Source organism: Mesorhizobium sp. L2C066B000, from assembly GCF_000502335.1.
Classification (GTDB): Bacteria; Pseudomonadota; Alphaproteobacteria; order Rhizobiales; family Rhizobiaceae; genus Mesorhizobium.
Map to the genome: position 1 here is coordinate 17,624 of NZ_AYWZ01000026.1, position 25,056 is coordinate 42,679.

General features: G+C 59.4%; 24 protein-coding genes and 1 pseudogene. 8 read left to right on the top strand and 17 right to left on the bottom strand.

The features are described 5' to 3' along the window. Positions 1-148 precede the first annotated feature (148 nt). The gene (gene hisC, locus X733_RS137700) at positions 149-1,288 is read left to right on the top strand and encodes a histidinol-phosphate transaminase (RefSeq protein WP_031194207.1); all 1,140 of its coding nucleotides are present in this window, start codon (positions 149-151) and stop codon (positions 1,286-1,288) included. A gap of 88 nt (positions 1,289-1,376) precedes the next feature. Continuing rightward, entirely contained in the window at positions 1,377-2,417 is a 1,041-nt protein-coding gene (locus tag X733_RS0136135) for an LLM class flavin-dependent oxidoreductase (RefSeq protein WP_031194208.1), read from the top strand. Positions 2,418-2,971: 554 nt separating this feature from the next. Here the strand turns inward: X733_RS0136135 and X733_RS137695 are convergent. From X733_RS137695 to X733_RS137645, 11 genes are all read right to left on the bottom strand, one after another. Beyond that, the gene (locus tag X733_RS137695) at positions 2,972-4,864 is read right to left on the bottom strand and encodes an ABC transporter ATP-binding protein (protein WP_023727113.1); all 1,893 of its coding nucleotides are present in this window, start codon (positions 4,862-4,864) and stop codon (positions 2,972-2,974) included. Beyond that, complete coding sequence (locus X733_RS137690) at positions 4,864-6,732, bottom strand: ABC transporter ATP-binding protein (protein WP_023712675.1); 1,869 nt, start codon at positions 6,730-6,732, stop codon at positions 4,864-4,866. The genes X733_RS137695 and X733_RS137690 overlap by 1 nt, the downstream gene beginning before the upstream one ends. 85 nt (positions 6,733-6,817) lie before the next feature. Next, complete coding sequence (locus X733_RS137685; protein ID WP_031194209.1) at positions 6,818-7,711, bottom strand: SIR2 family protein; 894 nt, start codon at positions 7,709-7,711, stop codon at positions 6,818-6,820. A gap of 32 nt (positions 7,712-7,743) precedes the next feature. Beyond that, positions 7,744-7,956 (bottom strand): putative nitrogen fixation protein NifT, encoded by a 213-nt coding sequence (gene nifT / locus X733_RS137680; protein WP_023672220.1) that lies wholly within the window; start codon positions 7,954-7,956, stop codon positions 7,744-7,746. Beyond that, on the bottom strand, positions 7,953-8,273 hold the full coding sequence (locus tag X733_RS137675; RefSeq protein ID WP_023672219.1) for a nitrogen fixation protein NifZ: 321 nt from the start codon (positions 8,271-8,273) through the stop codon (positions 7,953-7,955). Before X733_RS137675 ends, nifT begins: the two co-directional genes overlap by 4 nt. Positions 8,274-8,371: 98 nt before the next feature. Continuing rightward, entirely contained in the window at positions 8,372-8,566 is a 195-nt protein-coding gene (locus X733_RS137670; RefSeq protein WP_023672218.1) for a 4Fe-4S dicluster domain-containing protein, read from the bottom strand. A gap of 31 nt (positions 8,567-8,597) precedes the next feature. After that, on the bottom strand, positions 8,598-10,076 hold the full coding sequence (gene nifB, locus X733_RS137665; protein WP_023820269.1) for a nitrogenase cofactor biosynthesis protein NifB: 1,479 nt from the start codon (positions 10,074-10,076) through the stop codon (positions 8,598-8,600). A gap of 739 nt (positions 10,077-10,815) precedes the next feature. Next, positions 10,816-11,115 (bottom strand): ferredoxin family protein, encoded by a 300-nt coding sequence (locus tag X733_RS137660; RefSeq protein WP_023806340.1) that lies wholly within the window; start codon positions 11,113-11,115, stop codon positions 10,816-10,818. A gap of 11 nt (positions 11,116-11,126) precedes the next feature. Next, positions 11,127-12,434: an FAD-binding protein gene (locus X733_RS137655; protein WP_031194210.1), complete on the bottom strand. Its 1,308-nt coding sequence runs from the start codon at positions 12,432-12,434 to the stop codon at positions 11,127-11,129. A 10-nt stretch (positions 12,435-12,444) separates the two neighbouring features. After that, a complete protein-coding gene (locus X733_RS137650) occupies positions 12,445-13,554 on the bottom strand; it encodes an electron transfer flavoprotein subunit alpha/FixB family protein (RefSeq protein WP_023685019.1) in 1,110 nt (369 codons plus the stop codon). 17 nt (positions 13,555-13,571) lie between these two features. Beyond that, positions 13,572-14,423 carry an electron transfer flavoprotein subunit beta/FixA family protein gene (locus tag X733_RS137645; protein WP_023672212.1) on the bottom strand — a complete coding sequence of 284 codons (852 nt, stop codon included), beginning with the start codon at positions 14,421-14,423 and terminating at the stop codon, positions 13,572-13,574. Here X733_RS137645 and X733_RS1000000170405 point away from each other — a divergent pair. Then, positions 14,347-14,556 (top strand): hypothetical protein, encoded by a 210-nt coding sequence (locus X733_RS1000000170405; RefSeq protein WP_023708822.1) that lies wholly within the window; start codon positions 14,347-14,349, stop codon positions 14,554-14,556. The two genes, X733_RS137645 and X733_RS1000000170405, sit on opposite strands and share 77 nt — an antisense overlap. Before the next feature lie 52 nt (positions 14,557-14,608). On the opposite strand, the gene nifW is transcribed toward X733_RS1000000170405, so the two are convergent. The 5 genes from nifW to X733_RS137620 are packed head-to-tail and all read right to left on the bottom strand — an operon-like array spanning position 14,609 to position 18,149. Beyond that, on the bottom strand, positions 14,609-14,989 hold the full coding sequence (gene nifW, locus X733_RS137640; protein WP_023687348.1) for a nitrogenase stabilizing/protective protein NifW: 381 nt from the start codon (positions 14,987-14,989) through the stop codon (positions 14,609-14,611). Next, positions 14,986-16,227 (bottom strand): homocitrate synthase, encoded by a 1,242-nt coding sequence (nifV, locus tag X733_RS137635; protein ID WP_023820272.1) that lies wholly within the window; start codon positions 16,225-16,227, stop codon positions 14,986-14,988. Before nifV ends, nifW begins: the two co-directional genes overlap by 4 nt. After that, positions 16,220-17,386: a cysteine desulfurase NifS gene (gene nifS / locus X733_RS137630; RefSeq protein ID WP_023685015.1), complete on the bottom strand. Its 1,167-nt coding sequence runs from the start codon at positions 17,384-17,386 to the stop codon at positions 16,220-16,222. The genes nifV and nifS overlap by 8 nt, the downstream gene beginning before the upstream one ends. Before the next feature lie 36 nt (positions 17,387-17,422). Continuing rightward, positions 17,423-17,773, bottom strand: coding sequence for a hypothetical protein (locus X733_RS1000000169960; RefSeq protein ID WP_155921674.1), 351 nt, complete (start codon positions 17,771-17,773; stop codon positions 17,423-17,425). Positions 17,774-17,828: 55 nt separating this feature from the next. Beyond that, on the bottom strand, positions 17,829-18,149 hold the full coding sequence (locus X733_RS137620; protein ID WP_023672207.1) for an iron-sulfur cluster assembly accessory protein: 321 nt from the start codon (positions 18,147-18,149) through the stop codon (positions 17,829-17,831). Between the two features lie 536 nt (positions 18,150-18,685). Here X733_RS137620 and hemP point away from each other — a divergent pair. From hemP to X733_RS137610, 5 genes and pseudogenes are all read left to right on the top strand, one after another. Next, positions 18,686-18,790 (top strand): hemin uptake protein HemP, encoded by a 105-nt coding sequence (hemP, locus tag X733_RS1000000169965; protein WP_023685012.1) that lies wholly within the window; start codon positions 18,686-18,688, stop codon positions 18,788-18,790. Between the two features lie 30 nt (positions 18,791-18,820). Beyond that, on the top strand, positions 18,821-19,912 hold the full coding sequence (locus tag X733_RS137615; protein WP_023820273.1) for a hemin-degrading factor: 1,092 nt from the start codon (positions 18,821-18,823) through the stop codon (positions 19,910-19,912). Between the two features lie 841 nt (positions 19,913-20,753). Continuing rightward, positions 20,754-21,970, top strand: a pseudogene (locus tag X733_RS01000000166870) (cytochrome P450). A 40-nt stretch (positions 21,971-22,010) separates the two neighbouring features. Then, positions 22,011-22,202, top strand: a complete 192-nt coding sequence (locus tag X733_RS1000000169050; RefSeq protein WP_081725572.1) for a ferredoxin — start codon at positions 22,011-22,013, stop codon at positions 22,200-22,202. 332 nt (positions 22,203-22,534) lie between these two features. Next, the gene (locus X733_RS137610) at positions 22,535-23,146 is read left to right on the top strand and encodes a nitrogen fixation protein NifQ (RefSeq protein ID WP_023687343.1); all 612 of its coding nucleotides are present in this window, start codon (positions 22,535-22,537) and stop codon (positions 23,144-23,146) included. A gap of 1,578 nt (positions 23,147-24,724) precedes the next feature. Here X733_RS137610 and X733_RS137605 read toward each other — a convergent pair. Next, entirely contained in the window at positions 24,725-24,967 is a 243-nt protein-coding gene (locus X733_RS137605; protein WP_023672198.1) for a hypothetical protein, read from the bottom strand. Positions 24,968-25,056 lie beyond the last annotated feature (89 nt).

Genomic DNA, 25,056 nt, shown 5'->3' on the forward strand with positions numbered 1-25,056 from the left:
ACCGAGGACAGCTGGCTGAATTCCCATGTCAGCCGGCGCTGCGACCATTGTGTGAAAGGCAACCCTGCCATCGTCCAATCCCGTCCGCCATGTTGCTCTCGTTGCGAGCTCATGCGGATGCCCCTGTGTGACTGAAACGGAGTTAAATATGTCCGACGCAAAACTGCAAACTGTGCTTTCGGCTCTTTCGCAAGTGACACGACAGTTGGATGCTCTGCCGTCCAACGGACCAGCGCCGGACGCAAATTTTATCAAGCTGAATACGAATGAGAACCCGTTTCCGTTGCCGCCAATCATAATGCAAAGTGCAGTGGCGGCCCTCAAGCACCAGTATCTATATCCGGATGACGATAACTTCAGACTGAGGGAAGCAGCGTCCAGCGCCTATGGCGTTTCCAGGGATCAGGTCATCGCTGGCAACGGGTCGTCTGAACTGCTCGGACTGATCTACAGAGCTTTCCTCGCACCCGGCGACAAGGTTGCGATGATGTCGCCAGGGTTTTCGTTCAACCGCAAACTTGCCATGCTCGAGGGCGCTGAGTTCCTCGAAATCGGATGTCAAGCTCATTCCCTGCCAATGGAGCAATTGCTTTCTGGTCCGGCAAAAGACGCCAAGTTTATTATGTTGGCCAATCCAAACAATCCGACCGGAACATTCCTCCCGATAAGCGATATCGAACGCCTCGTAGCACAATCGGACCGCTTGATTGTCCTCGATGAGGCCTACGTCGACTTTGCACCCGATCACGGACTGCGCCTCATCAACCGGTATTCGAACCTTCTGGTCTTGAGGTCATTCTCGAAAAGCTATGCCGCCGCCGGCATTCGCGTCGGTTTCGGTTTCGGTCACCCTGAAATTATTGGAAGGCTGCGAAACATCCAGAACGTCTTCAACATGAACGTGATCGGGCATGCCGTTGGTATCAGCGTGCTTGAACATCGCGGCGCCTACGCAGACAACCACAAGCACATCAAGGATGAACGAGAGCGAGTGACAGTTGCACTATCGCAACTCGGATTTTCCGTAACACCCTCCCGCGCAAATTTCTTGCTGGCCCGTGTGCCCGCGGGACAGGACGGCTCATGGTGGCAAGCAGCATTGGAGAGGCAAAAGATACTTGTCGCGTTTTTTCCGGACAAAGGCTTGGAACACTGTATCCGCGTCAGCATCGGCACAAAAGAGCAGATGGATGAATTTCTTGCTGCCGCTGGCGACATTGCTGGAAGCTTAACGGTGCCAAGCTCCAGAGGCAGGGAAGCGTCAGGCTCTGCTTCTTCGTTACGCTGACGCTAATCGGCGATCACACACATCTCTTCCGACTTGCTGGTGATCCCAGCAAGAAAACAGCCTGCTTTTAAAATCGGGGACTTAAAGAGTGACAAACGTCTTTCCTTCAAACCTGGCTTTCGGCATCTTCGATCATTTGGATGAGGATGGCCGCGATATAGGCCGGCAGTACGAAGATCGCCTGATATTAGCAGAGGCGTGCGATCAGCTAGGGTTCTATGCCTATCATCTCGCAGAACACCACTGTACTCCCCATGGGAGAGGCCCATCGCCGAATCTGTTCTTATCGAGCGTCGCCCAGCGCACCCGGCGCTTGCGTCTCGGACCCTTGGTGATGCTGCTTGCGCTTTATCATCCGCTGCGTGCGTTCGAAGAGATCTGTATGCTGGACCAGTTGAGCGGTGGCAGGCTCGAACTGGGCATAGGGCGCGGTGCTCTCCCGACCGAATTGGGCTACTTCGGGATTGGTGCGGACGCGGTGCCGGGCCGTTATGCCGAAGCCAGCGAAATTCTTATGCAAATACTTGTGAATTCGAGGGAGGTCGGCACGCTATGCTATCAAGGCCGCCATTTTGATCTCAATGACGTTCCTTTGACGCTGAGACCTCATCAGCGTCCACATCCGCCCACATGGGTCGCTGCCAATCGACCCGAGTCCACAGCTTGGGCCGCTGCGAATGGAACAAATATCGCGTGTGTAGGACCTTCCTCTTCTGTTCGCAAAACTACTGATGCGTTCCGCGCCTATCGAGAGGACAACGCAGGCGGGGGGGATCAAGGGAGATTTGTCGGATTGCTCCGCATGGTCGTGATTGGGCGTTGTGACACACATGCCTATTCGCTCGCGGCACCTGCTTACGCACGCTGGCTCAAGAGCTTCCAATTCCTTTACGAGCTTAACGCTATCCCCACTCCACCAAACTTGCCGCTAACCTTCGATGCGGCAGTCGAGAGTGAATTGTGCGTGGTAGGATCAGCAGAGTCTGTGCGAAAAGCTCTGCTAGATCAGTTGGAAGAGGCAGGTGCCAACTACCTGCTTTGTCAAATGGCATTTGGAAATCTGCCGCTAGATGCTTCCCTTTACACCGCGAGGACCATTCAGTCCGAAATCATGGCTCGACTTGGCTGACCATGTGCTCGAGCTTGCACGTGGTGGGGCGGGCAATCGGGAGGAGGCCAAACTGACGACGAGCAGGCGGCACAGAATACCAGCTTGTGCGTTGGCTGGCGTCTGGGCCATCGTGTGAACATGCACGATCCTAAGGAGAGGGTAGCCGAGCGCGTCACGATGCCGGCACGCGTCTGCTCGTCGCGCTGGCGCTAGTCGTTGCCCATAGCCAGCCGCAGGAGGTTCTTCTCGCCCGGGGCGGCGTCGGTGCGGCGCCCACTAATCCAGCTTCATCAGCGGCCCGTCGGTGGCAAAGCCGTCACTCGCTACGGCGCTATTGAGGGCGCGCTCGCGAGCGGCTTTGCGACGCCCAGCCAACACCTCCAGCGAGCTCGCCCGATGATGGTGGTGCACCGCGGTCGGATACGATGCTGGAGGAAATCGTTCGCAGCCGGTCTTCACGAATTGCGAGGAGTGCTCGTTCTTGAGTGCTGGCTGCTGGCCGGATGCGGTGGCCTGAGTGGTCTGCCGACACGCCCGAAAGTCAACGCCACTACCACAAGGCCGCCAAGATGTCAGGTCTGAGAGCCAGCTTGGACGGTGGTATCGTGTTCGGGAAGGTCGTCGAAGGAGGCGTAGTTGAGATAGTAGAGTTTGGAATACAGGCCGCCCATGGCTATTAACTCATCGTGGTTGCCAGTCGCAATAACTTGGCCATTCTGAAGCACGATGATGCGGTCGGCCCCCCGGACCGTGGCGAGACGGTGGGCGATGACGAGGCCAGTCCGCCCTTCAAGCAGCTTGATCAGAGCCTTCTGAATCTGCAATTCCGTGTAGCTGTCGATATTGGCGGTAGCTTCGTCGAGCACGAGGATCTTGGCGTCAGCGACGAGGGCGCGGGCGAAACTGATAAGCTGGCGCTGGCCGAGAGATAAGTTGTCGCCGCGTTCGCCAAGTTGGGTCTCATACCCGTCGGCGAGGCTCATGACGAAGTCATGCGCGCCGACAGCCTTGGCCGCCTCGATCACCTTGTCGCGCGTGGCTTCCGTCTTCTGGTATCGAATGTTCTCGAAGACCGTCCCGGTGAACAGGAATGGCTCCTGCAGCACCATGGCGACCTGGCGGCCGAGCGATTCCTGGGTGAGGTCGCGTACATCATGTCCGCCGACCAGCACCTGACCCTGCTGAACATCATAGAAGCGGTGGACCAGGGCCATCGCACTCGATTTGCCAGAACCGCTCGGTCCGACTAGTGCGACCGTCTCGCCCGGATTGACCTTGAACGAGACATTTTTCAGAACCGAACGGTTCGGATCGTAGCCGAAGGTGACGTCCCTAAACTCGACCGAGCCGTCCATTTCGGGCGAAAGCACCTCGGCATTGGGTTTGTCCTTAACATCGATCTTGACGTCGAGCACATCCGTCAGGCGCTTGCCTGAGGCCATGGCGCGCTGCATGACCGAATATTGCAGGGTGAGTGAGCGGATCGGGTCAAAGAAGCGCTGGATGTAAAATAGGTAGGCTACCAACACGCCCACATCTATACGGCTATTCATGACCATCGAGCCGCCGACCACAATAACGGCGGCCAAGGCGAGGCCGGTGATGCCATCGACGATGGGCACCATGACCAGTGCATATCTGGCAGCGATCAGGTGGGTCCTGAGGTTGGCATGGGCCCGATCGTCAAAAAGACTGAAATTCACCTGCTGGCGGTCCATTGACTGTATGGTCCGCACGCCGTGAATGGCTTCGGCCAGCGCGCCATTGACGACGGAATTGGTTTCGTGTGCAGCCATGAAGGCGTCGCGGGCACGCGGCAACCAGACAATGCGGACGATCACCAGGATCGGCAGAACCGATAGCGTCAGGAGGCCGAGGCGAAAGTCGAGCCACAGCATTACGAAAACGATGCCGAAGAGAAGCGCAACATCGCCTAGGGAATATACCGAGGTTTCCAGGAACTCCTGTATGGAGTTAACGTCGCCTTGCAGGCGCGACATCAGGCGTCCGACCTCGGTCTTGTCCATGAAAGAGAGCGAAACCTTTTGCAGATGGCCAAACATGGCGCGGCGGATGTCGAACAGGACAGTTTCGGCCATTTTCCCATCCAAGGCTTCCTGCATGTAGCCGGCGGCGAAATTGACCAAAATCGCCGAAAGGAACGCGCCGACGGCCGCAAGCTGGGCTGAGCGATCGGGCCTTGCCGGGTTCATGCCGAGGTCGATCGCGTAGCGGATGATCAAGGGGATGAGAAGCTGCGTCCCGGTGAAGATCAGCATCGCGACAATCGTGACAACTACCTTTGCCCGGTAGGGATGGACGAAGCCCCAGATGCGACGGAGGATGCTCTTGTCGAAAGCCCGGCCGAACATCTCCTCCTCGATCCGGTGCGAGCCGACGACCGCGCGCGGAGGGCGTCTCCCGTCGTCAGGTTCGGCTTCGAGTTCGCCGCGGCCCTGGTCCATCAGCGGGCGCCCCCATCCTGGCTAATAATGCTATCACCCGGGCACGTCTGGAGATCGTAAAGGGCCCTGTAGCGTCCCCGCTTCGCCAGAAGCTCTTCATGCGTGCCGCGTTCTACGATTTCGCCGTTATCGACAAAAAGGATTTGATCGGCATGCTTAAGCGCACTCAGCCGGTGCGCGATGATGATCGTCACCCGATCCTTTGCGAAGCGCCGCATCGCCGCGCGAATGCGCAGCTCGGTGCCGGCATCGATCGCGGCCATCGAGTCGTCGAAAATGATGACGGAGGGGCGCAGCATCATGGTGCGAGCAATCGTGAGACGCTGGCGCTGGCCGCCAGAGAGAGAAACGCCGCGTTCGCCCACGACCGTCTCATACCCTGCCGGGAGCCCGAGGATGTAGTCGTGGAGCTGGGCGAATTCTCCAGCGCGTTCAATTCGCTGTCTCTTCGCCCAGGGATCGCCATAAGCGATGTTGTTCTCGATCGTTGTGGTGAATAGGAACGCATCCTGCTGTACAACCGCGACCGCCTTGCGAAGGCTCTCGAGGGTGACATTGCGTATGTCCTGGCCGTCCAACGTGATGGCGCCACCGGTCACGTCGTAAAAGCGGGGGACCAGATGAGCCATCGTCGATTTGCCGGAACCCGGCGGACCGACGATCGCGATCGTCTCGCCTCTCCGGGCCTCAAAGCTGAGGTTCTTCAGAATGGCGCGGTTTTCGGCGTTGGGGTAGGCAAATGAGACATTGTGGAAGCGCAGAGTGCCGTCACTTATCTCAAGCGGTCTGGCCTCGAGAGCATCCCTGATGGTGATCTCCTGATCGAGGAGACCGAAAAGCCGCGAACCGCAGCTAGAAGCGCGGGCAAACGCATTGACCATGAGACCGATCTGGCGGACTGGCATTTGCAGCATGGTCATGAAGGTCAGGAAGGTCGCCATGGTTCCGACGCTGATCTCGCCAGCGACGAGCTTGTTGCCACCGATCCCAAGCACCAATCCCATTGCGAAAAAGTAGGACAAGGTCATCGCCGACGTGTTGGGTACGTAGATGTCAACGAGATCGTTGGCGAGGTCGAGCGCGTTCTTGGAAGCGCCGTCGAACTTCAGCATCTCATAGGATTGAGCCGCAAAAGCGCGGACCACACGGATACCTGCGAGATTTTCCTTCATCACGCGGCTTAGTACCGAAAGGCGCTCATAGAGGTCGAGCCAGGTGGCGCGCAGCCTAAGCTGTGTGGTCGATGAGCGCCAAGCGACAAAAGGCACGAAGCTGAGCGCGGCCAAGCCGAGCACGGGATCGGTCGAGATCATCATGTAAGCGCCAATCCCGATCAGCATCGTCAGCAGGAGCACCCGCATGAGCCCGGTGGAAAAATACATCCGCACGCCTTCGAGATCGAGCATTCCGGCGGTTATCAGATCGCCTGAATGGGCCCGGTCGTGAAAGGAAAAGCTTAGACGCTGGATCTTGTCGTAGTAGGCGAGCCGCAATTCGTACGCGACATGATGCCCGACGGCTTCGGCAAAATAGTTCTGCGCCATCGTGAAAACGCCGCGTAGCGCGCTGACGGCGAGCAGCAGGAGAGCCGGGGCCCAGAGCGCTTGTCCTGCCGCAGCCCCCGCGACACCGCCCCCGATAGCTGTCTGGGTCTGGTCGACAGCCCGGCCGAGAAGCTGGGGAATGAGCAACTGGAGGATTGCCGCCATGATCGTCGAGCCCATAGCGAGGGCGACCTGCCACGGATGGCGCAGATTCATACGCGTGATGCGCAACAGCGTACTCAAATCCCGGCCCCAGCGCGCCGCTTCAACATGGGCCAACGAATTCAGTGCGTTCGTTGCGCCGCTGACAGCTTCACTGTTCACGGGTGTATTCCCGACTGCATTTTGCGCCTTCGAGGAAAGCCGAAGCAGACATCATCAAAGGCATCCGCCATTGTTAATCCCGTCCTCAACCTGCAGCCGTGCCCGTTCCCACAAGCCGAGCCGCCGCTTGACTTAGTGGCATGTCGATCACCGTGATTCCGCTTGCCGCAAGAAAACGCGCTTCGTTTCTGGTCAGGGTTTCCGCGTCCATTACGGTGCAATAGGGACCGCGGGAGCGCTTCATGATCTGTCTGGCGTAGGTGCGCAGCATCTGATCGTTGAAGCGGCAGCCAACGAAGAAAAATCCACGGGTGATGCGCCGTTCCTTCACAGCGTCTGGGATCGGTGTCTGGATATCAATTTCGGACAGGACTTCGACGTAGTCGGAATCTGCGACGAGAAAGTTTTGCGCGGGCTTAATACTCCCGTGAGGTGAATAGAGAACCGTCTTGGCCCCCAATCGGGGGTCGAGCTCCCTCCCGGACAAATCGTAGGTTTTCGTCCAAATGTTGCCGATTTCATTCGCGCGCGTGACGCCTTGTATCTCAACGACGTCCGTTCGGCCGGTCTCTACCAGAGCCGTGCGCATCGCGCTGTCATACCAGCTGTCGATGATGAGGGAGAGTGGCAGCCTTGCGAGCCAGGCGTGGAAGGGGGTCGGCCCCACCGGCGCTGCGAATATGTCGGTCATCCAAGCTTGAAGCGTCCGGCGATGCCGGCGCTGTTCGATGAACTGAGCAACCGACCACATATTGGTGCGGATCCTGGAAGGGGCTGGAGCCCGTGCATTGAGTGCCGCGGCAACAACCTCCGGGGTATGCGGCGCAGGCGGTTCCACACAGTTCAACTCAAGAAGACCCGGACCGAGATAGGGGATCACCTCATCGGCGGCGAGCGCTTCCTTCGCCAGGTCAAGCAGCTTTTCAGCAAAACTGTCCCGCACAATGACGAGGTGGCCCGATGTCAGGATCGTGTTCATCTCGTTTCCTCGCGACGCACCTAGGGGCAGCATCAGCCCTCTTCGGAAATCTTCCTTGCCTCGACGGTGATCGGCAGACGCGTATCATGTGGGAGATCGGGTAGGAGGAGCCGCCACCCGTTCCTGAGCGTGACCGTTCCGCCCCACAACTCTTCCTTCTCGAGTTTGATGATCGGCTCTTCGAGGTCCTTTTTGGGGACATACGCTGACAAACCAGCATCGGTCCTGCGGATCATGACTTTCATCTGGCCGTCCCTTCATTGGTATTGCTTTCAGCACTGCAGGGCGCCTCGGCCTCGTCGAGGCTCATCAGTTCACGCGCTCGCATACCGACTACGGTGCCACGGTCGATCCACTCGACCGCATAGATGAAGAACTGCTGGAGAAAGGTGCCAATGTCGCGCACATATCCCTCGTCCCCCTTCCGCACGAGATTTTCGCCGATCTCCCTGCCAGGATAGGTGCCGTCATTCTTTATGTGGCGAGTGGCACGTACCCGCTCTCCCGGCATGAATCGTGGAGGCCTGCGGATTTCGATCTCCTCTTCGCGTCCGAGCGACATGTCCGTTCCCTGATTTCTCTTGCGGCTGAGATTGCGAACAAGGCGTTCCAGGCGTCCTGCGTAGGCAGCCCCCAACCATGTCGGCAGTCCAATGTCCGTTACGCAGGAACGCAGGTCTTCGGCACCGGACATACCGAGGCACATTGCTGCGCATCGAAGACCCCCTCGCATTCGGTGCACTTCTGTGACTCGATCACGTAGCTCTCGCCTTTGAACTTGATCGCGCCGGAAGGACATTCGAATTCGCAGGCGCCGCATTGGGTGCATTGGGATGCGATGATCTTGAAAGCCATTTTAACTCCTGGTCCGAATGAATGAGACAGCTCAGGCCGTCGCCGCGAGTGTGGGGGTCCCAGATGCGGCGATGTAAATCGCGCTGATTGCTGTCTCGATATAGTCATGGGCACAGGCGTCGGTGGCTCTGATTCCAGCCTCCGCGAGCTGATCCTGCGGGCAATTTCCAATCTTGGCGCACAGCACGATATCTATGCCTTGAAGCGCTGCGATGACGCCATCGAGGGCGGCTTCTGCGCCCCAGCCGCCAAGGCAATACTTGTCCACCTTCCGATGCCCGACGAAGCTGATCCCTTTCAGCGAGGCTTGATAAACCTGGAATTCCTTCGCATGGCCGAAATGCTCATTGACGCGGCCGCCGCCCTTGGTCGCCACCGCGAAGAGAAGGGACTTGCCGGGGCTCGCTGCCTTGACCAATCCGATCGCTTCTCTCCTAGCCTCGACGTGATCACGGCGCTCCTCCGCGACCAGCTCCCGATAGGCCTTGCGTTTGCTGGCATCGTAGGTGACCTCGCCGGGAATCCGGTCGACTGTGAATTCCTGGCCACGATCTTCTCCGAGCAGGCCCACGGCATCTGCCCGGCACTGCCGGCAGTGGCGCATCAACTGGGCGCCACCTTCGACACGATCCTGAAGAGCCTTCATCTCCATTGCGTTTGGGCCGCGCTGCCCGCTCAGACCGTAGTGCGTGCCGTGGGCCGGGTCCGAAATCAGCGGCATAAGGTTGTGCAGGAACGCGCCTCGCTCCTTAATCCATCTATTCACCTCGATCAGATGCTCATCATTCACGCCCGGGATCACCACCGAGTTGATTTTGGTGAGGATGCCCCGCGCGGTCAGCATCTCCAGGCCCAACATCTGCCGCTGGTGCAGGATCCGGGTGGCTTCAATGCCGATGTAGCGGCGATGATCGTGAAAGATCCAAGGATAGATCTTTGCGCCGACCTCAGGGTCGACCATGTTGATCGTGATCGTCACGTGATCGACATTCATGTCAGCAAGCTCATCGACATGGTCGGGCAGCGCCAGCCCATTCGTGGATATGCAAAACTTGATGTCTGGGATTTCCCTGGCGACCCTGGCGAAGGTCGCCTTCGTCTTCTTCCAGTCGTAGCAGGCGTCGCCCGGTCCGGCGATGCCGAGCACGGAAAGCTGCGGCACCTCGTTGGCGACCGCGATCACCTTGCGTAGCGCCTGATCGGGCGTCAGCTTTTCAGAGGCTACCCCAGGCCGGCTTTCGTTGGCGCAGTCATATTTGCGATTGCAGTAGTTGCACTGGATGTTGCAGCCCGGCGCGACCGCGACGTGCATACGAGCGAAATAGTGATGCGCCTCTTCTGAAAAGCAGGGGTGATCCTTGATCTTCTCCCAGACAGCCGGATCCGTGTCGTCGGGCTTTGTCGACGAGCCGCAGGACGAAGACGCGCAGCCCCCGAGTTTCATGGTGCCAAGCAACTGGTCACCGAATGTCGTGCTGAGGCTCTCAAGCGAAATTGCCGGTGCAGACATGAACGGCTCCGTTGCTGCGTGATGTCGCAGTTCAAAGCGCAAGAGCTATGCCAGCCCAAAGAGCTGTTTCGGTTCATGAATAGGCTTCCCGTGTCACATTCCTTCGGATTGCTCCGACACACCTGTCGGGCTTACGACAGTGGACAGGCAAATAGGGTCGCGAGGCTAGCAGCCTCGGGCGCGCAGAGTGTGAGCGAGACCACTCCGGGCTGCTTACGCTTGACGTCATCACGACGTCCCGAACTTCTTAACCTTGATACCATGCCGGCGCAGGGCGTAGCCGATTATCCAGGGCGTGAGGCCAGGGACACGAGCCGCCCTGGCAAAACCCAACCGGCCTTGTCAATCACGTCGATCAGCCACTAGCGTTCCGTCAGATGCGGGCGACAAGCGGCATGGTCCGGACGCCGGCCTTAAGGGGAGATACCTTGCTGCGGAGGCGCCGATGAGACTGGCCGGCAGCCGCAATCCGCTCGATCTAGTACAGCCTGTGGTATGAGGCGGCGAGTGCCTGATTGAGGTGCGTGGGTGTTGCCGGCAGTGGCGGCAATCTCCGGCTCTCCTTCAGCGTCCAGACGACGACTTCTCCATCACCCGTCTGCAGAAACGTGGGCAGGACGTTCACGACAATTGCCCAGCGTATGGCGAGCGTAATCTCCAGCTCGCTTGGCGCGGTCAGCACCTTCACATATCGTAGAGTCCCTGAGCGCGGTATCTGCTTAGGGCATGCGTGCGCCGGTCATCCGAATTTAAAGAGGATTCCGAAACCGCCGCGTGGATAGTTCCACTCGATCTCACCAGTCGTCCCGCACAAAATCCGGCAGGTGCCGCACTCCATGCAGCCGTCGGCAGTGATCTCCACTTGACCCTTGTCGTTCAACTCATAACATTTCGCCGGGCAGACGTGGGTCAGCGCGAGCAAATTCGCGCTCGGCTTCTGGTGCGGTCGCACTTTGATGTGCGGGCGGCCGGAATCCACCAAGTAGCGGTTCTGGTAAAGCTTGTCCTCGACACGTGACTTCGTCGCTGCGCTGGTCATTTCGTCTCCCCTCAGCGCCACGCCAATGCAAGGCGGACCGCGTCGCTGACCAGCCCCCAGCGCGAGCGCGCCTTGATGAAGGCCGCCGTGGTCGCCTTTTCCTTCTCGATCTTCGGCGTGCCGTCGACACGCATGAAGTTCTGCGCAGCTTGCGACATCAACCGCGGATAAGTCGTGAAATAATTGCTTGAATTGGTGTGGAGCAAGGCCGGCATGTCTTTGTATTTCCTCAGGTCCTTGACCACGAAGGACTTGTCCAGCATGGCTTTGTAAAGGGCGAGATTCCGTTTGTTCATCGGACCGTTGCGGCTCTTAACCTCGACGATTGCCTCAGCCGCAATGCGGCCGGAGGTCATGGCGAGGTTCGAACCCTCGCGGTGAATGGCGTTGTTCAGTTGCGCGGCATCGCCGACCACGACCCAACCATCGCCAAAGAGCTGCGGAATAGCCTTGTAGCCGCCTTCGGGAATGAGGTGTGCGGAATATTCTTTCACTTCCGAGCCGGCGATCAGCGGCCGGATCGAAGGATGGCTCTTCAAGGCATCAAGGAGAACGTAGGGGCTCTCGACCATCGCGGCAAAATCGGAGACGAGGCAGCCAATGCCCAGTGAGATGGACTCCTTGTTGGTATAGAGGAAGCCGAGCCCGGCCATGCTGCGGGAGGTCGTGCCCACCGCCTCGATCACGCAGCCCTCATCGCCCTTTACGCCGAACCGCTGCTCAATGACCTCTTCGGGCAAGAAATGCATTTCCTTGACGGCGAGGGCCACGGTTTGCGGCTTTGGCATCTCGCGCAGGCCGGCTCGAGTGCCAAGCAGTCCGCAGACACCTTCTGCGAGAACGACCACGTCCGCGTAGATGGCTCCGCCCGCCCGGTCTGTGCGGACGCCGATCACCCTGTCATTGGCATCACGGATGAGTTCCGTCACGGTCGTCTCGCACAGAACGGTCGCGCCGGCCGCGCGCACCTTACGCGAAAACCATTTATCGAACTGGGCACGGATGATCGTGTACCGGTTGGGCTTCGCCTCATTGAAGTCGTCCGACTTATAGTGAATCCCTGTATGGGATGTGTCGTCCATCACCCAAAGCCGCTGTTCAACCAAATGCCGCTCGAGAGGCGCATCATCCCGGAAATCCGGGATGATCTTCTCCAGCATGTTCGCGTACATGATGGCACCCTGGACATTCTTGGAGCCCGGATATTCACCCCGCTCCAACTGCAGCACCTTCAGGCCATGGCTGGCCATGGTGTAAGCAGCTGCGTTTCCGGACATGCCTGCCCCAACAACAATGGCGTCGAAGTTTTCCTCGATCATGTCCATCCCCTTAGCTCGAAAGCTTATCGCGACTGTGGGGCGACAGCCGCCGGGTGAAGGCTTCCGTCAGTGCGGGCAGGAAGCGGATCGCGTCGGTGACGATTCCGAGGTGAGCGAAATCGAAAATCGGCGCGTTCGGGTCGGTGTTGATGGCCACGATGAGATCCGCCCCCTCCACGCCAACCCGATGCTGGACGGCGCCGGAAATCCCGGCCGCTATGTAAAGCTTCGGCCGGATCGTCTTGCCAGTTTGGCCGATCTGCCGATCAGCTGGCATCCAGCTCTTCTGGACCAACGGACGCGAACAGCCGTGCTCGGCGCCGATTGCTCGTGCGAGGTTCTTCACAAGCTGCAGGTTCTCCGCCGCGCCAAGACCAAGGCCTCCCGCAACCACGACGTCGGCATAGGCAAGGTTTGCCTTCGCCGACTGATTGTCCGGCAGGAAGCCGAGGACTTTGGTAGCGATCTCGTCCTCGGCAAGCGAGAGCTTGTGCCGGATGACACGCCCGACCGGTTTATCCGTCCGCTGCGGCATGGGCATGACCCTCGGCCGCACGGTCGCCATCTGCGGGCGGAAATTGAGCGTATAGATCGTGCACAACAAGGAACCGCCGAAAGTCGGACGCGTGGCGGCGAGCGAACTGTCGGTATCCACATCGAGTTCGGTGCAGTCGGCCGTGAGCCCCGTCTGCAAGGTCGTCGCCACGGAGCCGGCAAGATCCCTGCCCAGTGTGGTGGCACCGAGAAGAAGGATTTCGGGTTTGTGGGTATCGACCAGATCCGTCAGCGCCTTGGTGAAAGGTTCATTCCGATAGTCGGCGAGCAGGGGCGCCTCGGCGATGTAGACAAGGTCAGCGCCATACGCGAATGCTTCGGCAACGGCGTTCCCGACGGCCTCTCCCGGCGGTCCAAGCACGACGCCTGCAAGCTGGACCTGAAGCTTGTCTGCTAAGTTGCGGCCTTCGCCGAGCAGTTCGAATGATACCGGATGGACCTCGCCACGTTCGAGCTCGATGAAAACCCAAACGTGCCGATAGTCCTTGAAATGGGCGGGCAACTCCTTCTTTATGCCGGCGCGGCCGGCGGCAGGGCGAGGGGTTTCTCCGTTCGCGGTCGACATCGTTTTGCTCCTTGCCGTCACGCGCCGCCGTTAAAGGCGAGCTCATGTTCCAGCGCCGGCTGGCGGGTGAAGATTGCGGTGATGAGTTCGTCAGCGACATCGCGCAAGGCCTTCTCGGCGGTGTCGATTTGTGCCGCCTTTTCAGCTCGAGCAGGAGGGGCGAAAACACGTTTGACGACCGTCGGTGAACCGCGCAGGCCGCATTTGGTGAGATCCTCAATGCCGGCGTCGGCCGCGCTCCATTTCAAGACCTGGCTGCGCGCGGCGCACAAGGCGTCCTGGATCGAGCCCCGGCGGATCTCGTTTGTGCCTTCCAGCATGGTGATGAGGCAAGGGAGCCTGCTCTTCAGCATCTGTGTGCCGCCTTCGGAACGGCGCTCGACCTTGATCTCGCGTGCAGCAAGGTCGACAGAAGGGATCTTCGCGACATAGGTCAGTTGCAGGAGTCCGAGGCGCTTGGCGATGCCGGGCCCGACCTGGGCGGTGTCGCCATCGATCGTCTGCTTGCCGGTGAAGACGAGGTCTGGCGTGCCGAACGTCTCGCCAATCTTCGCGATTGCCTGGGAAAGGGCGAACGAGGTTGCCAGCGTGTCGGAGCCGGCAAAATAGCGGTCGGTCAAGAGCACCGCTCGGTCGGCGCCGTAACCGAGCGCCTTGCGCAGCGCGTCCTCTGCCATGGGCGGACCCATGGTGAGCACAGTGACTTCGCCGCCATGTGCGTCGCGCAGTCTGAGCGCTTCTTCGAGGGCGAACAGGTCGTAAGGGTTGATGATGGTCGGAACACCCTGGCGCATGATCGTGTTCGTGACCGGATGGACCCTTATCTGTGCCGAGTCCGGCACCTGCTTGATGCAGATTACGATGTGCATTGGCGGTTTCTCTAGGCTCCTGTCCGGGTCCGGCATTGCGGTTATCTCCTTTGTCCGCATTATTCGTGCCAAGTCTCTTGCGCTCCCCCTTTCCTACAACTTCGGCTGGTTGCTTCTGACGGCGCTGTGGTGATGACCGCATTTGGCGGCTGCTCGACATTGTAGCGTCGCACCCTTGTCGCCGATCATTCCCGTCCGAACCGCTTCAGTACCGAGTCGAACGGAACAAAGGTGTGACCCGGCGCTGCAGGTTTGTTCGGATCGTGGTCCTTGAGCACCTTGAAAATCCGATGCGTGAGCGGCGAGGAAATCGCAAAGTCCTCGTAAGCTCGTTCGAGCGTCGCGCGCACCCTCGCGGCAATCACCTGGTCGGGCAGACCGGAGAAATCTTCTTCGGCGAGGTATTGGCCCACACGCTTCATGATATGGAGCCGCGAGACATTCAGTACCTTCGGGTCATAGGCGACGCCTAGGACTGAGAAGAATTCCTCTGCAGCCGACAAGCGCTTCAGTCGTGCGAGGATGTCGGTGACATCCATGGGGCGGCTGTCAGCGGAACAATTCATTGCATTCTTCCTGGTCGCAAAACTGTGGCCTCTGTGCGCTCGCGCACGGCTGACTTGGACCCGCACAGCTCGATGAGGGATCCCTCGCTGCACATTCCATCGTAGAGCTCGACCAGTCGAGTTGCAGTGACGGTCGATTTGGTCTCGGCCGCCTCGCGCCGGACGCGGGCCACCATCGCGGCTGCCAGATCCGGGTCGAGATCGCGACCGCTTTCGCTCAACACATGGGCAATCGCAGTGGCGCCGGAATGCTTGCCGATGACGATCCGCCGGCAGCGGCCCACGAGAGTCGGATCGAGCCCCTGATAAGTACGCGAGTCCTTCAGCAGCCCTGCGACGTGAATGCCGGATTCGTGGGTGAAAACATCGGCGCCGACGACTGGCTTAGTGGCCGCGGTCGGCCGGCGGGCGGCCCAAGCCACCTGGGCGGCGAGGCCGGGCAATGCGGTCAGCTCAATGCCGGTGTCTGCGCCGTCGAAGACCGCCATTGCGGCGGCCACCTCCTCTAGCGCGGCATTGCCCGCACGCTCGCCGAGCCCCAGGACGGTGACGGAGGCATGGCGCGCGCCTGCGCGGATCCCGGCCAGCGTGTTGGCGGCAGCAAGTCCGAGATCGTTGTGCGCATGAAATTCAAGGTCGATTGGAGACTGCACCACGAGCTGGGCGACAAGTTCGAAGGTCGAAAACGGGTCGAGAACACCGACTGTGTCGGCCAGCCTCACGCGGCTTGCGCCAGCGCGTGCGGCCGTCTCGATGACGCGGGCGAGATGATCCCGATTGGCCCGCGAGGCATCCTCGCAGCCCACCGCGACGAAGAAGCCGGCGGCGGCGGCGCGCCTCACCATATGATCGATGACCTGGAGCGCTCCCGCCTTGTCGAGGCCGAGCTTGGCGGCAAGTTGGATGTCCGACGCAGGCAGCGACAAATTGACCGCTTGGACGCCGCTCTCGATCGCTGCATCGAGATCCAATGACGTCATCCGGCACCAGGCCATGAGCCGAACCGGAAGACGCCGCGCTACCACGGCGCGAATTGTTTCCATCTCGTCGACGCCCATGACCGGCGTGCCGATCTCGATCTCTGTCACGCCAGCCGCCGCAAGAGACTCAGCGATCTCCAGCTTTTCCGTCGTGGTGAAGGCGACGCCCGGCGCCTGCTCGCCATCGCGCAAGGTCGTATCGTTGAGGGAGACATGACCGGTCATGACAGGCAGCCTGTTCTTCTGCGGCTCACGCATAGACCGGACTACCCGGCCCAGAACCGGAAAAGCTGCGCAGCTTCCCCACGATTCCCGGCATGACCTCGAGCACCCGGTCGATGTCCTCTTCGCTGTTGTCCCGCGCCAAGGAGAAGCGGACTGCCGCGTGTGGCGTTTTCATCGCGCTTAGGACATGGCTTGGTTCCAGAGAGCCGGAGGTGCAGGCCGAGCCAGAGGAACACGCGATGCCAATGCGGCTGAGGAGAAGTGGAATTCCATCACTTTCGACATGTTCGAAGGAGATGTTTGCGGTGTTGGGCAACCGTTGCAAGGGATCACCAGTGACACAGGTGCTTGGGATGCGCTGGAGGATCCCGCCCTCCAGGCGATCGCGGAGCGACTTTACCCGTGTGGTCTCGTCGTCCATGAATTTCAAGGCGAGTTCGGCCGCCGTGCCGAGCCCGGCTATGCCGGGCGTATTCTCGGTGCCAGCACGCCGGTTGTGCTCTTGGTGACCCCCCTTGATCAGCGAATGGAAATCGACGCCACGTTTTACGAAAAGCGCACCGATCCCTTTCGGCCCGTGCAGCTTGTGGCCGGAGAGCGACAGCATGTCGATTGCGGTCGACTTCAGGTCCATCGGAAGCTTGCCGACCGCCTGCACAGCATCGGTATGGAATAGGGCGCCCACTTCCTTGGCCAACTCGGAAAGCCTTGCCACGGGGAAGATCACACCAGTCTCGTTGTTCGCCCACATTATTGACACGATTGCAACCTGTGGGGTGAGGGCGGCCATATAGGCGTCGAGATCGAGCCGACCACGGCAATCCACCGGGATCCTGTGCACCTTGAGGCGGCGGGTCTTCTCAAGATGCGCGCAGAGCGTCAGCACGGCGGGATGCTCGACCGCGGACGTCACGATCTCGGTTCGGTTGGGCGCCGCCTCGAGCGCTGAAAGAAGCGCTGCATTGTCGCTTTCTGTCCCACCCGAGGTGAAAGTGATCTCATCCTCGAACTCCGCGCCGATCAGAGCTTGCAACTGCCTCCGCGCCTTTCTCACCGCCGCACTGACTGAGGCGCCAAGAGCGTGTGCCGACGAAGGGTTGCCGAATTGATCCCTAAAGAACGGCAACATCGCTTGCACGACCTCAGGATCGACCCGTGTGGTTGCGTTGTTGTCGAGGTAGACAGGCTTCATAGGTGCGATCCTCAGTTAAACAGAATGACGCGAGCGCTAGACCGACTCGTTGAGCCTCTGGCGCATGCCGTTGATGATCATTTGGACTGGCAGCGCGCGCAGGCGCCCGGAGTGTTTGACGTAAACCGGATCTCCGTCGATATGGACATGTTCGCAGTGGCCGTAGGTCAGCCCGCAGGTAAGGACGCCCGAACGCGATAACGCTACCGATGAGCCGAATTTGGCGCAGCGGCGCGATTTGTCCGCAAGCAGCTCGGGTGCCACCAGGAACCGAGCTGCTTCGGGAGGCGACGTTCTTTGAATCCTACTGGGAGCGAATGGCGGTCCCGAGATCGGCTTTGACCTTGTCTTGTTTTTTAGGACGGGGACATCTGTTGTGCCGGCCATATAAGTCTCCTCTGCCGCAAAATCACTCTGTCGGCCGCACAGGCGCTTCGGGCGTTTAACTGAAGGACTTGCCGCAGCCGCACTTTTCGCGCGCATTGGGGTTATCGAAGACAAAACCGGAAGATTGGAGCCCGGTGAGGAAGTCGACGGTCATGCCGGCTACATGGGGTTGGGAGCCCGCGTCCACGAACAGCTTGACCCCATCTGTGTCAGTGATCGCGTCGCCCTCGCGCGACACGCTCTCCAGGCCCATTAAGTATTTGAAGCCTGCGCAGCCGCCGGCCTCGACCATAATGCGAAAGCCTTCCGCCGGCTCGCTGGCACGGCAAAGAGCAGTCTTGAAGGCGGCAACAGCGTTGTCGGTGAGCGTAATCATGGCTCCATTCTCCTCAGTCCGCGACCTGCTTGCCCATCACGTTGCATGCACCGTGCCAAAGCCAAAAAACGTTTCAACACAGCGCGGCATCTCTCGCACTGGTGCCTCTTGATTGCTGATAAGGTGTCGGCCAATCGACACGTGCTGTCGGGTTTGTCGGGTCCGGCACGAGGGATGTTGGCCTGAGTTCTTGGGTGAACTCACATCACCAAGGACAGAACTTCTTCTGAGCTTGCCTCGGCGCAATTGGCACGGTTTTTGAAGCTCCGTTTGGCGAGACGGCAAGAGCATGCCGATCCACAACCATGCCGTGGGTGCCATCGCGATGGATGGGGCGAAGCAAGGGAGTAACATGTCAGGACCGTGGTCAGATACGCGTTGTTGGCAAAGCAGCGCCGCTCGTGGCATCCGAATGCCCGCTTGGCCGATTGCGACAACATCCATACTGGCTCACCACCGCCCAGTAGCCGCCGACCGGCTCGATGGGATGCCATCGGCATGTGGCTGCTCGCCGGTTTTCGCATCGGTGCGACGCCGTGCGCACGCTGTCCAGCGACACCTTGTTCATGGGCCAGCAGCAGATCAGGATCGAGCATTTCGGCGCGCCTTATCGGCTGAAGATTCCCGGGCAGGGCAGATGATCCTCACACGTCGTAGAAACAGGGGTAAGCATGGACCAACGCGAGAAACCGTCGCCCGACGAAATCCGGCGGGCGTGCAAAGACAATCCGAAGATCCGGGAGCATGATCTCGCCGCTCGATTGGGCATTTCGGAAGCCGAGTTGGTCGCGGCGCATTGTGGTCACGGCGCGGTGCGCATCGAGCCGCGCGTCGATGATCTGCTGACCGGCCTCGAAGCGGTCGGCGAGGTGATGGCGGTCACCAGCAACGAAAGTGCCGTGCACCAAAAGACTGGCGTCTACGGCAAAGTGGTCACCGGCAACCAGCATGCCATACTGCTCGGCGACGAGATCGACCTGCGCATCTTCCCGAAAGCGTGGGCGTATGGCTTCGCCGTCGAGAAGCGCGAGGGGGCCGAGATCCGCCGCAACCTGCAATTCTTTGATGCCACCGGCGAGGCGATGCACAAAGCTCATCTCACGCCCGCCTCGAACCTGCAGGCCTATCAGGATCTGACGGCAGAGCTTGTATCCCCCGACCAGGAGCCGATCATATCGCTCGAGGCGAGCGGGGCGCGCGATAACGCAGTGAGTCCAGACCACGCCACCACGGTCGACGACCTACGCGAGCACTGGGGCCGGCTAAGCCACGTGCATCAGTTCTACCATATGTTGAAGACACTGAAGCTCAGCCGCTGCCAGGCGATGCGTATGGCCGACGAGGATGACGCCTGGCTACTCGACAATGATGCCATTGGCGCCCTGTTCCAACAGGCGGCCGAAGACGAGATGCCGATCATGTGCTTTGTCGGCAATCATGGTTGCATTCAGATCCATTCCGGCCCGATCAGGTCGGTCAAGCAGATCGGGCCGCGGATCAATGTGCTCGAAGAGACCTTCCATCTGCATCTTAGGACCCATCGCATCCGCGAGGTCTGGGCCGTGCGCAAGCCGACGAGGGATGGTCACGTTACGTCCATTGAAGCCTATGGCGCGGACGGCAAGATGATCATCCAGTTCTTCGGCACGCGCAAGGAAGGCGAACGCGAGGGCAGCGACTGGCGGTTTCTGGCCGAGAGTCTGCCACGCGTTCCCGGTCCGACCTCCAGGGGTGTGTTGACTGCCGACAGGTCCTCGGATTGAATTGGCCGCGATAGGACTCAGCACCACGTTCCGACAGCGGCTCGCGAGCAAATCTAGGTCCATGAGCGGAAAGGATGCCGTCGTAGCGCATGCGCATGGTCAGGTGATGCACGCCGGAATGGACCGCATCTATACAGTCAAGCTGGTCGCCCGTCGGCACCGGTGCGCACGAGTGCATCGCCGTCTGCTGGAAAAGCCTTGCAGCGCCTGCGAGCGATAAAACGCATACGCCATCAGCGCCGAACCGAAGCGCGGCTTGACCTTTTTGATATTTCCGATCGTCTCGCGCAAGCGCCGTCGGGTCTTCTCGGACCGCACCCGATCCTTGCGCTGGATCGCGTCATTGCTCAATCCGGGCCGTGCGAGCGATCTACTCGCTCGTCGACCGGCAGGCTGTGCAGCGACAGCCAAGCCGAACAGCCCGATGTCGCGGGCTCGACAAAACCGACCACGGATGTCGGTTGTCGGACGTCATAAGAATGATGGACAGGTGATCATCAGCGGCAGACCCAGCGCAGGCTGGCATTGCTTGGTGCACCGCCATGGCTACCCTATCCGGCACGCGACTTGCTTCGACAATTTGATCAGCAGGGCAGAGGTGATTGACCAGTCTCTCAACCCTAACGGGGAAGCGGCCGCTTTGCTTCATGACCGGAGCGCGGCGGAGATGCCCCTCTGATCGACTTCGCAACCCATCTCATCCGCGCTGGTGCAGGTGGGCTGTATCAGGCGACAGAATCTAGAAGGCGCCCGACAAGAGAGGTGCCCATGCTGGAAATCGACTTTATGAACAGCGGTGCAATCTCAATTGAGCCATGAACGCCAATGTAGAGAAAACAAAATGGCGACCAACCCCGTTCCAGATCATGTCCCGCCCGAAATGGTGAGGGACTTCAGCCTGTTTACATCGCCAGGGATGCCACCAACACCCAACGGGGATCCACACGCAGCTGTCGCTTGCGTACATGACGGGCCTCCGATCTTTTACTCCCGCTACAACACGCAAGATGGCCGGGGTACCTGGGTCATCACCCGTGCCGCGGACCAGCGGAAGGTGCTGCAGGACGCAGAGACTTTTTCCAGCCATCGCAGCATCTTCTCCTCCATACTGGGTGAGAACTGGCCGACGATCCCGCTTGAGCTCGATCCACCGGCCCATGGCGTCTTTCGCTCACTGCTTAATCCGCTGCTTTCGCCAAAGCGGGTGTTGGCTTTGGAACCGGCTGTCCGCGAACGGGCGGTCGAGCTGATCGAAAGGATCGCCGCGTCGCGCACAAGCTGCGACGTGATGAAGGATTTTGCCTTTCCTTTCGCGGTGAGCACCTTTCTTCGCTTTCTGGGGTTGCCTGATGACCGACTCGATACATTCGTCGGCTGGGGGAAAGATCTGCTCCACGGCGACGATAAGGAACGACCTGTGGCTGCCCGGACGATCGTGGCATTCATCGACGAACTTGCAGCCATGCGCCGCGATGAGGCGGTTGACGATTTCATGACCTTTATAGTGCAGGCACAGGTCGAGGGCCGCCGGCTGACTGACACCCAAGTCCGCGGCATCGGCGTGCTTGTCTTCGTCGCTGGGCTCGACACGGTCGCAGCAGCTATAGGCTTTGACTTGGCGTACCTCGCACGCAACCTCAAAGATCAGCAATTGCTGCGGAGCGAACCGGACCGCATCCCGCTCGCAACCGAAGAATTGCTGCGGGCCTATCCGCCCATTCAGTTGATCCGCGTGGCCACGAAAGATATCGACTTCGAAGGCGCGCCGATCCGGAAGGGGGACTATGTTTCCTGCGCCACGATGATTGCCAATCGTGACCCGGCGGAATTCGAATGCCCCAACACGATTGATTTGGAGCGGGAGGACAACCGCCACGCAGCGTTTGGCTATGGTCCCCACCGTTGCCTTGGCTCACACCTTGCCCGGCGCGAGATTGTCATTGGCCTGGAGGAGTGGCTGGCGCGCATCCCGGCTTCAGGATCAAGCAGGGTACGGCGCCGATAACTTCTGGCGGCCATGTGTTCGGGATCGAAAATTTGATCCTGGACTGGTCTTAGGCCCGCCCCGAGCCCGGGCACAGACAATGGAGGCAGCGCCATGCGCATCATCGTCCAAAAGGCCAAATGCCAGGGCCACGCGCGATGCGCGGCGCAAGCGCCGGACATCTTTAAACTCGATAATGACGGTTACATCCTGCCTGGTGACATTGAAGTTGCGGAAGGGGAGGAACTGCCTGCATCACGAGGCGCGCGATCCTGTCCTGAACGTGCGCTGGAACTCACTCGCTGACGCTCTGGATGAGACGGCATTCAACCGTGAGTCTGGCGGCTTGAACCATGTGGCCGCACTCAGCACGCGACCTCTGTCCCGCACGGTTCACGTCCAACTCTGCGGGGCAAATTCCGGCGCCAGTGTTCCCCGTGAGGCGCAAACGGCAGGGCCGGGGTTCGCGAACCTCTTCGAATCACAGAATTTGCGCCAGAGCCGATGGACCAGACGAGAATTGCCGAACTACTCGACGCGAGGCGACCCGGAGTGCCGTACCGAAGAACTGCCCGACCCATGTTGCGGCAGGCCGGGTCTCTGCATGATTTGATAGGGCGAAACCAGGAGAACGCGCCATATTTGCCCAACATTATGCCCGGCTCAGCACCGGCCAATGGCCGCAGCTGGAGAGAAGGTTCGACCAGCATGTGCTTGCCTGTGTGCTTTCACGTGCGCTCGAGGAGATCGAGGCCGGCGAGGCGACGGCGACGGAGGCAACCGGACTTTCGCGCGCCGAGTTGCGCGATGTCCTGTCCCGCTGTTTCCCTGCTTTTCCTATCAACGCGTTTGCCTTGGAAGAGGGGAGCGAGCCTGAGCCGGATCTGGAAGAAGAACTTCTGCGCGGACTGCTGCTGGCGCATGCCCGGCCCGACGACAAGGCAAGCGCCCGCTTCGCCAAGATCATCGCCCGGCGTGCCATGCGCAATGACCACCTCTGGCAAGACCTTGGCCTTTTTAGTCGAAGCGACCTCGGCCGCCTGCTCGCCTCGCATTTTCCGACGCTGGCGGCCGGCAACACCCAAAACATGAAATGGAAAAAATACTTTTACCGAAAGCTCTGCGAGGCCGAAGGCTTTTCGCTGTGCAGCTCCCCCAGTTGCCGGGACTGCAATGATTTCGAAAGCTGCTTCGGCCCGGAGGAAGGCGAAAGCCGCCTCACACGGACCAAGGACAACGCCCAGGATTGAGAGCCGCTTGCGTCAGTCGTACAGCGTCAGAGCTCGCGCCGCGCCATCTGTCTGTTGTCAAATCTCGACGGACGCCTTGGGGGATTTGAATACTGTGCGCTCGCGATGCTCGCTTCGGCGGGTCGTCGTCATGGCAGGCGCGAGTCGAATGTTTGTTAGATGCCGCCACAACCTAAGCCGGCATCATCAATCGCTACAAGCGCAAGGAGTTGAAGGACACGTTGCGCGATCTTGAGCAGGCCGGACTTGGTGACCAGCTCGTTAGGTTTTCCAATTCATGAGTGGCTAGAGCGATGGCTGTACTGGCGTTCGATCTCGTTTATTTTTCCGGCCTGGCGGCAGACCAACTGCTAGGCAGCGTCATCTCACTTCTGGCGTGTTTTCTCCTTTATAACGCTCTGGCTCCGGACCGAGTTAATCGATAGGTCGGCGGCCGCTCGGCGTAACTGCTAATGCCCTGATACGATTTTAGGAAACGGGGTCTGCAGTGTTTTCTTCCGCTTCGGCGCCACATAGCTTTCAACCAGGCGAAATGCTCGACGTCGACAGTTACCAGCGGCCGTAGGTTGATGGTCACCGTGTTTGGCGCTCAGAACTTCCTCCGTGCTAGTCAATGGCGAGCATCGGAAGCGATTTTGCAGGTTTTGCGCTGACGGGATTCTGGCTCGGCCCGCCGGTCGGGTTCGTCAAAAGGTGCTAATATAGCGTTGTATGTCCGATCGGCGGTAGTAGCCGCTTACTGATCGCCGGACGGTCATCCCTGAACCTTGTTGCACCGCACCTGGAGTGCTTGGGGAATGATATTATCTGACAAATGAAAAAATCACGTAGGAGCCAAAGTAAAATTTTATTATATGTGACGACTCCTGAGAATTACCAAGTAATGATCCAAGAACGAATCTTTCGCGGGCCGCTAAGTTGTTTTTCAACTCTAGTGCGTCACTATGGGGTCCGTAGGTCCCAAAAAATGTCCCATCCTTTGCAGGGCAACAAGGAGGCGTACTATGGGAAGAATTTTTGAAATTCTTACGGGCAGTCTGACTGCCGGATGTGTTCTCGTAATTCTTTGCATGCCAGCGACTGCAGCTGGAATTAATGTCGGAGGCGTCGGCGGGGTATCCGTCGGCAGCGGAGGCGCCAGCGCTAATGTGGGCGGCAACAGCGGCGCTACGGCTAGCGTGNCGTTGTCGGCGATATGTCGAACGCCCAGGTCACTCGGATGAAGAAGCGCTGCGTCGAAGTGCTTAGCAACGAAGACACCTATGATCGTGACCTGCGCCGGCTCTGCCTGCTGATCTCGCGCCGCTAACCAGCGACCCCTTTCCGACCTGTCGGGGCTGTCGACATGACACTCTCCAGTTCCGGCAGTGGAAGCCCGCCCGCCGAAAGGTTGGCGGGCTTTTACAGTCAGCGGTTTTCCATCCGCAGCAGGCAGGATGTTTAGGCACTTTCGCGTATGTAAACGTTGACACTTAAGGCGCTTTCGCCTCGTAGGCAAGTTGTGTAACGCCTTGTTCTTGAACAAAAAATGTGAGAACGCCTAGTTGCTTAAGCGAAAAGCGCCTTACCGAGCGGATATCAAAAATAAACATTGTAGCGATCTTGCAACCGCCCGAGGCCGCTTTTACGCGTTCGGAGCAAGTCTAAGGCCGATAAGTCATCGTTTTGCTTATGTTTCTTCACGTCACGGTGGCGGTAGGTGTAGCCGGGAATGTCCTGCAAATGGAACGTATTGCCGGGAGGCGAGTAGCGGTAGATAAATCCGAATTGGTCGGTGATCCCGTTGACGCTCGTATAAGTGATCTCGCCATACAGATACATATGGAAGGGAACCCGCCCCTATGTGAGTATCGGACAGGAAAAGCTCATTCAGCACATTGTTTGTGATAGGGCCGCCGCGATCAAAAGCT